The sequence below is a fragment of the Paenibacillus sonchi genome, assembly GCF_016772475.1.
GTDB classification, from domain to species: domain Bacteria; phylum Bacillota; class Bacilli; order Paenibacillales; family Paenibacillaceae; genus Paenibacillus_AQ; species Paenibacillus_AQ sonchi.
On the sequence record NZ_CP068595.1, the window covers coordinates 2806943 to 2819971 of the forward strand.

Annotated in this window: 11 protein-coding genes and 1 pseudogene; 10 read left to right on the forward strand and 2 right to left on the reverse strand. The window is 50.8% G+C overall.

Annotation, left to right across the window (positions count from 1 at the left end):
* Together JI735_RS12810 and JI735_RS12815 are read left to right on the forward strand one after the other, a co-directional pair.
* Positions 1-1030: pseudogene (locus tag JI735_RS12810) on the forward strand (glycoside hydrolase family 88/105 protein).
* Positions 1031-1197: 167 nt separating this feature from the next.
* On the forward strand, positions 1198-4563 hold the full coding sequence (locus JI735_RS12815; RefSeq protein ID WP_039835226.1) for a HEAT repeat domain-containing protein: 3366 nt from the start codon (positions 1198-1200) through the stop codon (positions 4561-4563).
* Here JI735_RS12815 and JI735_RS12820 read toward each other — a convergent pair.
* Positions 4558-5001, reverse strand: coding sequence for an acetyltransferase (locus JI735_RS12820; RefSeq protein ID WP_202677443.1), 444 nt, complete (start codon positions 4999-5001; stop codon positions 4558-4560). The genes JI735_RS12815 and JI735_RS12820 overlap by 6 nt on opposite strands.
* 73 nt (positions 5002-5074) lie before the next feature.
* On the opposite strand from JI735_RS12820, the gene JI735_RS12825 reads away from it, so the two are divergent.
* The 4 genes from JI735_RS12825 (at position 5075) to JI735_RS12840 (ending at position 8470) form a co-directional block, all read left to right on the forward strand.
* Entirely contained in the window at positions 5075-5698 is a 624-nt protein-coding gene (locus tag JI735_RS12825) for an ROK family transcriptional regulator (protein ID WP_202677444.1), read from the forward strand.
* Entirely contained in the window at positions 5629-6201 is a 573-nt protein-coding gene (locus tag JI735_RS12830) for an ROK family protein (protein WP_411830118.1), read from the forward strand. Before JI735_RS12825 ends, JI735_RS12830 begins: the two co-directional genes overlap by 70 nt.
* 221 nt (positions 6202-6422) lie before the next feature.
* The gene (locus tag JI735_RS12835; RefSeq protein ID WP_039835229.1) at positions 6423-7463 is read left to right on the forward strand and encodes an NAD(P)-dependent alcohol dehydrogenase; all 1041 of its coding nucleotides are present in this window, start codon (positions 6423-6425) and stop codon (positions 7461-7463) included.
* 368 nt (positions 7464-7831) lie between these two features.
* Complete coding sequence (locus JI735_RS12840; RefSeq protein WP_039835230.1) at positions 7832-8470, forward strand: glycoside hydrolase family 11 protein; 639 nt, start codon at positions 7832-7834, stop codon at positions 8468-8470.
* Positions 8471-8759: 289 nt separating this feature from the next.
* Here the strand turns inward: JI735_RS12840 and JI735_RS12845 are convergent, their stop codons facing one another.
* On the reverse strand, positions 8760-9302 hold the full coding sequence (locus JI735_RS12845) for a CDP-alcohol phosphatidyltransferase family protein (protein WP_202677445.1): 543 nt from the start codon (positions 9300-9302) through the stop codon (positions 8760-8762).
* 139 nt (positions 9303-9441) lie between these two features.
* Between JI735_RS12845 and JI735_RS12850 the strand changes: the two genes are divergently transcribed.
* The 4 genes from JI735_RS12850 to JI735_RS12865 are packed head-to-tail and all read left to right on the forward strand — an operon-like array spanning position 9442 to position 13021.
* Complete coding sequence (locus JI735_RS12850) at positions 9442-10155, forward strand: response regulator transcription factor (RefSeq protein WP_020430442.1); 714 nt, start codon at positions 9442-9444, stop codon at positions 10153-10155.
* Positions 10152-11399: a sensor histidine kinase gene (locus tag JI735_RS12855; protein WP_202677446.1), complete on the forward strand. Its 1248-nt coding sequence runs from the start codon at positions 10152-10154 to the stop codon at positions 11397-11399. Before JI735_RS12850 ends, JI735_RS12855 begins: the two co-directional genes overlap by 4 nt.
* A 6-nt stretch (positions 11400-11405) precedes the next feature.
* On the forward strand, positions 11406-12317 hold the full coding sequence (locus tag JI735_RS12860; RefSeq protein WP_039835234.1) for an ABC transporter ATP-binding protein: 912 nt from the start codon (positions 11406-11408) through the stop codon (positions 12315-12317).
* Positions 12314-13021, forward strand: a complete 708-nt coding sequence (locus tag JI735_RS12865) for an ABC transporter permease (protein WP_039835236.1) — start codon at positions 12314-12316, stop codon at positions 13019-13021. Before JI735_RS12860 ends, JI735_RS12865 begins: the two co-directional genes overlap by 4 nt.
* Positions 13022-13029: the final 8 nt, after the last annotated feature.

The following is a 13029-nucleotide window of genomic DNA, read 5'->3' on the forward strand; positions in this document are numbered from 1 at the left end:
ATGCTTCAATTGAAATATGACAGGGAAGAAATCCTAAGCGTGATCGACAGGGTTACCAGAAAAACACTGGCGATGGATTTAACCTGGGAATGGCCCTGCGGGTGGCTTATTATGGGGTGTCCAGAGCTTACCAGACCACGGGGAATAAAGAGTATTTGGATAGGCTTGTCCAGTGGACGGATGAATATATCGGGCTGGGCCTGCCGGACTGGACAGTGAACACCTGTGCCATGGGCCACATGCTGATCACCTTGTATGAAGAGACAGGGAACCAGAAATATTGGGATATTGTGATGAGCAAGGTGGATTATCTCCGGAACGATGCGCTCAGGTTCGGGGACAAGGTGCTGCAGCATACGGTATCCGTGTCCAATGATTTTCCGGAGCAGGCCTGGGCGGATACGTTGTTTATGGCGGCATTTTTTCTGCTCCGCGCAGGAAGCAAAATTAACGACCAGGACTTGATCCAAGATGCCCTCAATCAGTATTACTGGCATATCAAATATCTGCAAGACCCTGGCAGCGGGTTCTGGTTCCACGGTTACAATCATGTGCAGCAGGATCATATGTCCGGTTTATTCTGGGGAGGGCGAATGCCTGGGGCGCCTATACCATGTCGCAGGTCAAACCGCTTTTGAAGGACTGGTATTTGTACCCGCAGTGTATGGATGTGGAGTGTTCGCTCCGGGATCAGCTGGCGGCGCTGAAGCTTGTTCAGACGGAGAACGGCTTGTGGCGGACGGTGCTGGATGATGAAGACTCCTATGAGGAAGTATCTGCATCCTGCGGGATTGCGGCGGCTATGATCAACAACGGCAATCCGCTGCATACCAAATATGTGCAAAAGGCCCTGCAAGGCATCCTGCAAAATATCAGCGAAGACGGGCGGGTACTTGGTGTGTCCGGCGGCACAGCAGTGATGAAGGACCGGGAAGGGTACCGCAACATCCCCAAAGACTGGATTCAGGGCTGGGGCCAAGGCCTGGCACTGGCTTTTCTGTCCGATATGCTTAAGCAGCGGAATGAATAGAGTAAGTAATACACTACAGGGTAACTTTGAAGGCGGTTGAACAAACGGCTTCACGGTTACTCTTGTTTTTTTGCGGGGATGTAAAATTATAGATTTATTAAAGGGGATGGATTGTGATATGGAGAATAAAGCTTGAATGAGATCAGAACAGGTGGAGGAGGGAACTTATGATTTTCAGAAAAGATTCACTGGATAAAAAGAGCCTGCTCAAAGAATTAGACTCACTGGGATATTCAGACAGGATTAAAAAGATAGCGGTTCTAGGCCGTGACCATAGAGGCTCAACCGAGTATTCCGGGCTGCTGTCTTCCTTACTGGAGGATGGTGCTTATGAAGGACGTCTTGCATTGGCCGGGGCTGAAGTCACCAAGGATGCTAGTGTTGTTTTGTCAGCCTTGCGGCATCCTATGGCAAGTGTCAGAAATACGGCAGCGGGGCTTTTGGCCAAAATGGCTTCAGATACGGATATAGAGCGCGAGCTTCCCCATTTATCACAGGATTGCCGCCGGAAGCTGCTGCGCAGTGTTTCTTTTATGAACCGTCAAGAACTGGCGGAGCGGCTGCTGCCTGTGGTGTATGCCCGGTGGGGAGCGGAGGAGGCAGCCATTGTACTATCGGCATGCAGGAAGGATACGGTCAGTCAATGGCTTACAGAGATCGGTTATGCCATAAAAGACTGGAGCAAATTAGCCGGCCGGCATCCTGATGCGGTTGCTGAGTATTTCAAGACGACTTTAGCAAACACACCGTTTAGGGAACAAGGTTATGTCTGGTGGAGGTTCTCCTCAGCTTTTGGAATTTTATGCCTGACGAAGGCGGAGGTAGTGCTGGAATGTGCAGCGAATCATGGACCCATGGGTATCCTGCATCCTGCGCTGAAGAAACAGCTTAGTACTTTAACCCGCATCAATCCTGATGGAGTGTACAGGCTGCTGACACGGAAGGAGTCGCGAAGCGACCTGATTTCGCAGGGTATCCCTGACGGGGTTCTAAAAAGAAGAAGCTATTTATCCTTAGATCAATGGATGGAATTAGCCAAATTACTCGCAGACCGGCCTGTGCATATGACGAAATTACTTCATCATCTAGCGCCTTCCAGCCGTAAAGCGGTTTTTGATGCGGTGTATGAAGAAGGTAAACGCCAGGAACGCATTTTTCCGGAAAAATTGCTGTATGTGCTGCCGCATGCCTTACGTGACAAGGAAGCCGCCCGGATGCTTGGCCTTCGTGAGGTCTCTGATGACCGGGAACGGATGCTTAGAATTACGGCTTGCCGTTCAATTCATCATTCAAGAGAGAAGCTCGAGCAAGCGGCACAGGTATCCAACGCAGACGAACGCGCAACGGCGCTTATGCAGCTGATCCGGAGTACGGTTCTGTCGAGACAGGGGATGCATGAAACCTTGGTGTATTTGGGCCGGATCAAAAATGACCAGGACCCTGTCCGGGGCGCAGTTTTTAAAGAGCTTTCGGATAGTCCTGCGTCTGTGTTCACGGATGCCCATGTGCAGGATCTGACTTTGCTTGTAGATAGTGTTATGGATGCCAGGGATACTTCATATGGTACCCGATTCTCCGTTCAACAATTGGCATTTGCCATTCTGCGCCATAACGCATCGTATCCTCACGGTGAGCTGTTCAAGTTTTCGTTAAATACGATCCAGAAGCTGGCTAAGCAGAGCGGACAGCTTGCCCTTCCATCCTTGGAGAAGAATGTACCCCGGGGAGTAGAAGGGATTGTCTTCGACGCCATTTATACATTAGCTGTACAGGCCAACCGGCGGGAAGACTACAATCTGGTCCTCAGCCTGGCTAACTCATTCGGCAAAAGAGGTTATGGCATCACCAAACTTCAACAATTGTTAAAGGAAGCAACGCGGGCCAAAACAGATTCGACAGCCATACAAGCGGCCAGACATTGGCTTGCCCCGCATCACACACGGGATGAAAGAGTTGGGGAATTACTGGCTCTGGATAAATCGTTTATTACCATATATGAAGTGTTCCAACATCTGCACCGGAAACGTCAAGAATGGCTGGACCCGTTTATTTCGGGTACTGTGATTAAAGGCAGGTTCTTATCGGGCAAAACCATCTATCCGGTGCCTGCTGCGGACGGGTTCAACAGGTGGCTGCCGCGCCAGCAGCAATCTTTAAGTTCATTATTGGGCAAAATTGCATTCGATGCCAAACGCAGCCTTTCAGAGCGTTCCAGAGTGATTAGGATCATGGGAAGTATGCCTGACCTTGGTCCGGATCAGTTACTGGAGCTTATTCACGATAAGGAAGTGCCTGTAGCAGAAGCCGCGCTTCATGCCCTTTCACTCATGGAAGAACCGGAGAAGGCACTTCCCGTTCTGCTGGAGAATCTGGATGGCGACCGGGCCCGTGTAGCCATGTATTCGATACCGAGATGCATCCGCAGAGTGAATCCGGTGTTACTGGCTTCAATGCTTAAGGAGCTGTTACACCGGGACAAGCTGAAAGTTACGGTCCGAAAAGAGGCCATCCGGCTGCTGGGGGCGTATAGAAGCAGTGACAGCATTCCGCTATTGTTGGAGGAGTTCGAAAAACCAAATGCGCATAAGGACGTAATTATTGCCATAGGGCATGCAGCGAGACAGCTTTTGGACGATGAACGCAGCTGGACTATTTTAAGTGCAATGGCTGCTTCATCAGAGAGGGACATCGCGGCCAGTTTATTATCTCAGCGGCCTAATGATCTTCCGTTAGACTATAGACCGCGTTATTTAGGGTTAATCATTGAAATTGCAGGTCATCCGGATACGTTTGCCGGCAGATGTGCATTCAGCAGTATGATGCAGTGGACCAATGGAAATGAAGAAGTCATTGCAGCTGCCACTGCCCAGGCGATTACGGATTTGGAGGACAGCAGCAGGTGGAATTTTGCCATGAACACGCTGATCGAAGCATGCCGTGACGGGAAGGTCAATGAAGCTGTAACCGGTGTTTGTCAGAAATTGGCCAATACGGCCATAAGCGATGAATGGAATGCAACGGCCACAAGAGATTTGCCTCACCGGCAGCGTCTCATGCAACTTATCAACGAGCTGATCGCTTTGCCCAAAAATTCACGTATACACCTCGTACCTTTGTTTATGGGCCTGATTGACTGTCTGGTTTATGATGAGACTTTGCATCAAGTGGTGATGAAATTGTATATAGCAGCCATAGATTGGAATAATGTGGAGGAATCCGTCGCTTATCTCCATCGGATGGTCGACTGTATTACAAATCAGCCACAGCTGTTAGGCGATGCCTATAAGCAGATCGCGGATAACTTACAAGACAGCACAGGCTATTGGAATCCGGAAACCCTGCTGGAAATTGTAGATCTCCTAGGCGCTGAAAGAGGTTATGAACATCAGTATATAGGACTTTCTGTGCTTGAAGCTGCCGGAAGTGCTTTATTGTGGGGTCAGGAGTGTGCTGACCGTTTGAGGCTGTATAGGAATCACACGAACATTGCCGTCCGCTCACTTGCGCTTAACATTTGGACCCACAAGCTATGATAACTTCATATGCAAAATAGGAAAAGGCTGGCCTTGCTCATCCCGTTCAGACCGGTCAAATACCCGGAATCCCAAATGCTCGTAGAATCCGATTGCCTGGGGATTTTGTTCATTCACATCAACGTAGAGCACGTTTAGTGTCTGTACGGCATAAGTCACGAGTTGTTTTCCTATGCCTCTTCCCCTGGCGGCGGGGTTTACGAACAGCATTTCAATCTTAGTATCCTGAACGCCTATAAAGCCGAGATAATGATCCGAATCTGTATAAGCCAGCAGGTGGGGAATTTGCCGGATACCTTGAATGACCAAGGGGCTTAATGCTGCAATATTCTGTTCGGTAAGGAATAGATGCGTAGCCCGCACAGCTGTTTCCCAAATATACAGCAGTTGATGCGATACTTCCTCATTTCTGTCTGTGATCCTATGTATCGGGTTCATATGTTCTACCTTAACCATTTTCCTTTGAGTATAGTATTATTAAAGTACATTTGCAAAAGCCGGAGGGTTTGGAATGGCGACACACCGCTTGAACAGCATGGAAGTAAAAAAGATGAACCGTAACGCCATTTATCGATATTTGTACCACCGTGAAGCTACTTCCATCCAGGAGATTGCACAGGCGCTCCATCTGAGTCTTCCTACGGTTACCCAGAACATTAAGGAGCTGCAGGAAAGAGAGCTGATCGTGGAGACCGGGTTGTTTCAGTCCACCGGAGGCAGGAAGGCGAAATCGATGGCTTGCAACAGTGTGGCGGGATACGCAATCGGGCTGGATGTGACCCGGAATCATGTCGGCATTGTCATCATTGACCTGAGCGGTACAATCATCAAGCATGTCAGAAACCACTTTCCCTTTGCGAACACTGAAGTCTACTTTAAAAGCGTGGGCAAGCTGGTGGATGATTGTGTGGAAGAAAGCCGGATTGACAGCAGCAAAATTCTGGGAGTCGGGATTGCGCTGCCCGCCATTCTCTCCGATGACCGCCAAACGGTGAGCTATGCCACCGTCATTGACTTCAAGGGGGGAGCATCCGGCGTTTCGCCGAATTTATCCGCTATCCCTGTATTCTCAGCAATGATGCGAACGCAGCCGGCTTCACCGAATTGTGGGGAGAAAAAGACATTCACAATGTAGTCTATCTGTCCCTTAACAACAGTGTCGGCGGTTCAATTATCGTCAATAATCAGATCTATACCGGGCAGAACCACAGAGGCGGGGAATTCGGTCATATGACGATCATGCCTGAAGGCCGTACCTGCTACTGCGGGCAGAAGGGCTGCGTGGATGCCTATTGCTCAGCGAAAATTCTCTCGGACAGCACGCAGGGAAGCATTTCCGAATTTTTCCGGCGGCTGCGGGAGGGACATGAGCCGCAAAAGGCAATCTGGCAGGAGTACATCGGCTATCTGGTGATCACGGTTAACAACCTGCGGATGCTGTACGATTGCGATGTGATTCTGGGCGGCTATGCCGGTGCATATATGGAGGAGTATATAGATACCCTTCAAGGGCTGGCGGCCCGGAAGAACACCTTCGAGCGGGATGGCACATACCTCCGCGTCTGCAAATACAAGCTGGAGGCTACTGCCGTGGGAGCCGCCCTGGAGCTGGTAACAGAATTTATTGACAGCATCTAGATTGTTGCCGAATAGCGTGAATCTAACAGAAACTGTATACTCTTGTTCTACCGCTCCTCCGGAAAAGGGTGGCGCCGCGTTTGCGGCCCCGCCCTCAGCCGGGGGAGTTTTTAGTGTTTGTGTTGACTTCAAATCAAATCGGACTATAATCTTATTTAAATAGTTTTATAAAAGTATTTTAGCGATAGTTAGGCGCTATTATCCCCGAGGAGGAATATCTTATGAAGAACAGAGCTTTTTATATGACGGATCTGAAGAAATTGGAAATGAATGAAATCGGCATGCCCAAGGCCAAAGAGGGCGAGGTTATTGTCAAACTGGAGTATGTCGGCATTTGCGGTTCCGATGTCCACTATCTGGAGCATGGCCGGATCGGTGACTTCGTTGTTGAGGGCGATTTTATTCTGGGGCATGAATGTGCCGGAGCAGTGGTTGAACTGGGCCCCGGGGTGAAGAATCTGAAGGTGGGAGACAGGGTCGCGCTGGAGCCTGGAGTCACCTGCGGCCAGTGTGAATTCTGCAAGAGCGGAAAGTATAATCTCTGCCCGGATGTGAAGTTTCTGGCTACCCCGCCCTACCACGGCTGCCTGCTGGACTATATCGCTTTTCCGGAGAACATGGCCTTCAAGCTGCCGGACAACGTATCTTCAGAAGAGGGAGCGCTGGTGGAGCCGCTGGCAGTGGGTCTGCATGCTGCGGCCCAAGGCGGAATCAAGCTGGGTGACCGCGTCGTTATTCTGGGGGCCGGCTGCATCGGGCTCGTAACGCTCCTGGCCTGCAAAGCTTACGGGGCAACAGACATTGTGGTGGTAGATATCATTGAAAAGCGGCTGGAAGCAGCAAAGAAGCTGGGTGCAACCCGGGTAATCAACGCCAAGCAGGAGAATGTCCGGGATGTAATATCCCTGCTAACGGACGGCCAGGGCATGGACAAGGTGATTGAAACGGCAGGGAGCGAGCATACCGTTAAGCAGACGCCCTATCTGGTCAAAAGAGGCGGAACGATTGTCCTTGTGGGCCTGGCGGCCAAGGATATCATCGATTTTGATTTTATGCAGATCATGTTTAAGGAGGCTGACATCAAATCGGTGTTCCGCTACCGCAATCTGTATCCTGCCGCCATTGGAGCAATCGCAGATGGTAAAATTGACGTCAAGGGCATCGTGACGCATGAATTCAGCTTTGAGGATACCCAGAAAGCCTTCGATTATGTGACCGATAATAAGCAAGAAGTGGTGAAGGCTGTGATCCGGATGGGATGACGCACCCGAGTTACTTTTCAAGATTCCATAATGTGTAGCCGTCCTAACCGGGCGGTTTTTTGCTGTGCGAAGTCAAATGACTGAAAAAATATGGGATAATTCTTTAATTTGGTAATGTAAATGAATGCGCTTACTTATTATAATTTGCTATATGTAAGACGCAGGTTGTCTTGCATTGTACTAGAAAGAGAAATTTCTTCTCAGGATAGAGGCTGCAGTCAGGGGCTTACGGATTCAGGACAGAGGTTAGGATATGACTGCCAAGAGAATCAACTGACCCAAAAAGAAAAGGGGTGATCTAAAAAAGGATATTATTCAAACCGTATACAGGTGAATAATTACAAATTAAAAATTTGGGGAGGTAAACGATGATTAAGTTCAATAAGAAAATCATGACGATAGTGATGGCAGTTTCCATGAGCTGTACCGCTTTGTTCGCAGCAACCGCCAGCGCAGCAACGGATTATTGGCAAAATTGGACTGATGGCGGCGGGACAGTTAATGCGGTTAATGGCAGTGGCGGAAATTACAGTGTCAACTGGTCCAATACGGGAAATTTTGTTGTGGGCAAAGGCTGGACCGTCGGGTCGCCCGACAGAACTATCAATTACAACGCGGGTGTCTGGGCACCGTCCGGCAATGGATATTTAACGCTCTATGGATGGACGAGAAACTCACTCATCGAATATTACGTTGTTGATAGCTGGGGCACTTATAGACCTACCGGAACGTACAAAGGCACAGTGACGAGTGATGGCGGCACCTATGACATCTATACAACTATGCGCTACAACGCACCTTCCATTGACGGCGTACAAACATTCCAGCAGTTCTGGAGTGTGAGACAGACAAAGAGACCGACCGGAAGCAATGCCACGATCACTTTTGCCAACCACGTTAAAGCATGGGCGAGTAAAGGAATGAATCTGGGAAGCAGCTGGTCTTACCAGGTACTGGCTACAGAGGGATATCAAAGCAGCGGGAGTTCTAATGTAACAGTGTGGTAACAGTTCATCTCCAAGCAAGGCAACTGACGCAACCTGGCCGTATCCGGAAGGTTGAGCAGGTCTTTAATCATTGAGTGTGTCTAAGGCTGTCCGGCTTCATAGCCGGCGGCCTTATTTCACAGTAACCATCATTACGGGGGCTAATGGTTACCGTTTACCGACAGAAGCGGAATAGGAGCGCCTCAGGTGAATTGTCAGAGTAGTCCACAGTCCTTCAGCATTTTTTCAATGGATTCATGAACAAGATTAAAAAAACTCAAAATCAATGATTTCAGTCGACAACGGCTCCTCATTTTCTAAACATCCACCCCGCGTCATCCCTTAACAGCTCTTTGGATTGTATATTGATCAGCAGTTCTTCTATGGCCGAGCAGCTGGCTAATCCGCAAATTATAATGGAGGTCGTGGTGAGTCCGGATATACTGTACAGAAACGGGAAACTGAATAGCGCCAGTCCTGTTGCCTTGTTGGCATAAGTGTGCAGAAAAGATAATGCGTGGTATTTTACATATCCGACCAGCAATGAGCCCAGGCGAATCAGAGCAATCGCGGCTATCCAGCAGATGACCCACAGGGAGAGCTGAAGGATCGGAAGGAAGACAACCAGCAGAACGGTTATAAAAACAACATCCGCAACACTGTCTATACTGGCCCCTAAAGAACTGGTGCTGTTGGTCTTTCTCGCGACATATCCATCGAGCACATCACTTGCCCCGCATATAAGATACAGGCCCAAAAACATGGCGGATAACGGTTGCAGAGCGAGCAGCAGCAGAGAGCACAGTATCCTCAGGGCAGAGAGTATATTGGGTATATGTTTTATTTGTCCCACCTCATCACACGGGATTCTATGTATCAGCCGGCAATTAGTACTGCATTGGCGTTCATATTATATCATAGGTGTTATCGTTCATGAGGAAGAAATCCCCATTTTGCAGTATAATCGGAAAGGTAATGGAGGGGAAACGACAATGAACGACACGATATTGATCATAGAAGATGAAGCAGGAATTGCCTGCATGCTAGAGCTGCTGCTGTCGAGGGAAGGATATTCTTCCGTCCTTACCGCTTCTACCGGGGCGGAGGCGATGAGCCTGCTGGACAGCCGGGAGCCTGATATTATTTTGCTGGATGTGATGCTCCCGGACTGCAACGGCTTCGAGCTGTGTCTGGAACTGCGCAAAAAAACAAACGCCCCGGTCTTATTCCTGACTTCGAGGGCTGCCGATTATGACAAGCTGACCGGATTTGCGATGGGCGGGGACGATTATATCACGAAGCCGTTCAACTCCCTGGAGGTGGTGGCGCGGATCAAAGCCCAGCTTGCCAGAAAAAGGCTGTATCAGCAGGAGGCTCCGGCCGCCTGTTACGCTTTTGCTGATTTTGAGATCAGCAAGGACACCGGCGGGCTGACGGTGCGCGGCCAGCAGGTGCATTGTACGGCTAAGGAGTTTGCGCTGCTGCTGTTTTTCGCCGAGCATCCGGGCCGGCTTTTTACAACGGCTCAGCTCTATGAACAGGTCTGGGGCCAAATGCAGCTGGGCGATGAAAAAACGGTTGTGATTTATATCTCCAAAGTCAGGAACAAAATAGAGCGGGACCCGAAGCAGCCCCGTTACATTGTTAATTTCCGCGGGTTAGGCTACAAATTTATTCCGGACCCCGTGCCGGGCGGACAAGTATGACAGGGGTTCTTCGTGTTGGTCTGCGGCTGCTGCTCTTTCTGCTGGCGCTGTTCGTAGGTGCTGTTGCCGTCTGGCTCGTCCTGTTTATTCTTTTTCTTTTTATGCGTGATCTGGTTCCATGGCTGAAGGGGTTTCGGTACATGCAGTTTCAAATCTGGAGCTTCCTGGCTGTGTGCTTGGCTGCCCTTGCCTTTTATCTGTGGAGCCTGATGAAGCCGGTTTTTTATATGCTGACCTGGCTGAAGCGGCTGGCGCAAGGCCACTATGACGAACCTTCGCGGAGCAATTGGCGCGGACGCCCCCTTTCCGGAAATCAGCTCAAGCTGCCTTATACGCTCTTTAGGGAAATCATCGGGCAGATGTCTATGTTGACCCTTGCGCTGCAGCGGACAGAGAAAGAAAGACGCGAATTGGATGAGAAGCGCAAAAGCTGGATTGCGGGTGTGCGGCATGATCTGAAAACCCCGCTGGCTTATATTCGCGGTTACAGCTCCATGATTGCGGCTGCCGACCAATATTCGTGGTCCACTGCGGAAATCATCCAGTTCGGCTCCTTAATGGAACAAAAGACGATCCAGGTTGAGCAGCTGATTGAAGATATGAATGCTTCCTACCAGCTGGACGGCAGCGAGGCCCCGCTCTCACGGGAGTCTACGGAGATGGCAAGGTTTATCCGGCAGATTGTTACCGATGTCGCCGATCATCCGCTGGCTGCACAGCATACCTTCGCCTTCAATACAGCCGGGGAGAAATGCCTGGATATCGACCAACGCATGATTCGGCGGGCGCTGCACAACCTGCTGTGGAATGCGGTGATTCACAATCCCGCGGGATGCCATATTGAAGCTGAAGTATACTGGGATCAGCACGGACTGACGGTTGAGATCCGCGACAATGGGACGGGAATCGATGCGGAGACGCTGGAGCGGCTGAATGCTGCTGAAGACGATGTGTTGTCGGCACGGGCCAGATTGGCGGGCTCCGGCCTGGGCATGGTGCTGGCAAAAGATTTTGTAACACGGCATGGCGGCACAATGACGGTACATAGCAAACTGCAGCAAGGAACACGTATCACCCTTTTTTTCTGTTTTGAAAGCAGGCCGGACCCATCTTTGGGGTGTTGGCCTGTTTTTTATTATATTGGAAATTATTGTGTGGGGGAATTTTACTTGATTTTTACTTTTCTTTACCCCGCTGCTACTTCCAGCGGCTATTATAGTCTCCATATTAAAGATATGAGGTGACAGGAGATGCCGCAACTTATAGTGGAGACCAAAGGGCTGACCCGCCGCTTCGGCGAACTGGTGTCGGTTAATGAAGTGAACCTGGAGGTTCCCAAGGGAAAGATCTACGGTTTTCTGGGGCCGAACGGTGCGGGAAAGACTACAACGATTAAAATGCTGCTGGGATTGCTCCGCGCAGATGCCGGGACGATCCGCATGTTTGGACAAGAGATGCCGGAGAACAGTCTGGACATTTTGCGCAAGGTAGGCTCTCTGGTAGAGAACCCGTCCTATTACGGGCATCTGACCGGGTACAAAAATTTGAAAATATTGAGCACACTGCTGAAGCTGCCTGACCGGCGCATCGGTGAGGTATTGGAAATTGTGCGGCTGACGTCAAGCGCGAACCGCAAAGTGAGCGGATATTCCCTTGGCATGAAGCAGCGGCTGGGCATCGCAGCAGCCCTGCTGCGGGGGCCGCAGCTGCTGATCCTGGATGAGCCGACCAACGGCCTGGACCCCGCGGGCATCCAGGAAATACGGCATCTGATGCTGTCGCTGGCCCATGATCAGGGGATGACGATCCTGCTGTCCAGCCATCTGCTGAGCGAGGTGGATACGATTGCAGATGAGATCGGGATTATCAGCAGCGGCCGGCTCGTCTATCAGGGGGCATTGGAATTGCTGGAGCGGCGGAGGGGCAAAGTGCTGGAATTTGCCGTGGAGCGCCCGGAGGAAGCACTGCGTACGCTATTGCTGCAAGGATTCATCGTGGAGCGGAAAGGCAATATGCTGTCGGTTGCGGCAGAGAATGCCAGTATGCCGCAGGCAGAATTGTTCAAGCTGCTGGGCCCATACGGGATTATGAATGCACGGGAACACAGCAAATCGCTGGAAGAGCTGTTCATGGAGCTGACCGGAAAGGGAGTAAGCTTATGATGTGGCGGGTCCTGCGGGCCGAAGGCATGCGGCTCAAACCGGCAGCCTGCTGGCTGCCGGTTATCAGCTCCGGGCTGTTCATCGCATTTATGGCGCTGGAATGGTACCTCTATTTCAAAGGTCCGGCAGGGGTATACGGCGTGTTTAATGTGATGTATATGTTTCTGGGTTTCGTGATGCTGCTGAACACCGCGTTGCTCGCTGGCATGATTGCCGGTGTGGAACACGAATCCAACAGCTGGAAGCAGCTGTTGACCCTGCCCATATCCCGTGCTGCTCTTTATTGGGCCAAGGCGTTGTGGGTTCTTGTCCTGCTGCTCTGTACTGCCTTGCTGATTATTGCCGGCCTGCTTCTGCTCTGGATCTGCTACACCTCCGAACCGCTGCCGTTCCAGTTCCTGATCAGGCAAATCGTGTACAGCTTTCTCGCCTCAGCAGCGGTGCTGGGGCTGCAGATGTGGCTGTCGGTCCAATTCTCGAACCAGGCCATTCCGATGTCCATTGGCTTATTGGGCGCTGTGTCCGGCCTGTTCATCGCGCGGGACAGCAGTGCAGCATTGTGGACCTGGGTGTGGCCATGGGCCTATCCGACCCTGTCCAGTCCGTTCATGGCGCATCCCGGGAGGTGGATTGGCATTAGCGCAGGCCTGGGAGCGATGCTGCTGGCCGCCGGGACCCTGCATTTCAAAAACAAACAATTCTGATTAACAGA

Bases quoted from the DNA above. Each gene is read 5' to 3' on its own strand.
- JI735_RS12815 (WP_039835226.1), top strand. From the start codon at position 1,198: ATGATTTTCAGAAAAGATTCACTGGATAAAAAGAGCCTGCTCAAAGAA.
- JI735_RS12820 (WP_202677443.1), bottom strand. From the start codon at position 5,001: ATGAACCCGATACATAGGATCACAGACAGAAATGAGGAAGTATCGCAT.
- JI735_RS12825 (WP_202677444.1), top strand. From the start codon at position 5,075: ATGGCGACACACCGCTTGAACAGCATGGAAGTAAAAAAGATGAACCGT.
- JI735_RS12835 (WP_039835229.1), top strand. From the start codon at position 6,423: ATGAAGAACAGAGCTTTTTATATGACGGATCTGAAGAAATTGGAAATG.
- JI735_RS12840 (WP_039835230.1), top strand. From the start codon at position 7,832: ATGATTAAGTTCAATAAGAAAATCATGACGATAGTGATGGCAGTTTCC.
- JI735_RS12850 (WP_020430442.1), top strand. From the start codon at position 9,442: ATGAACGACACGATATTGATCATAGAAGATGAAGCAGGAATTGCCTGC.
- JI735_RS12855 (WP_202677446.1), top strand. From the start codon at position 10,152: ATGACAGGGGTTCTTCGTGTTGGTCTGCGGCTGCTGCTCTTTCTGCTG.
- JI735_RS12860 (WP_039835234.1), top strand. From the start codon at position 11,406: ATGCCGCAACTTATAGTGGAGACCAAAGGGCTGACCCGCCGCTTCGGC.
- JI735_RS12865 (WP_039835236.1), top strand. From the start codon at position 12,314: ATGATGTGGCGGGTCCTGCGGGCCGAAGGCATGCGGCTCAAACCGGCA.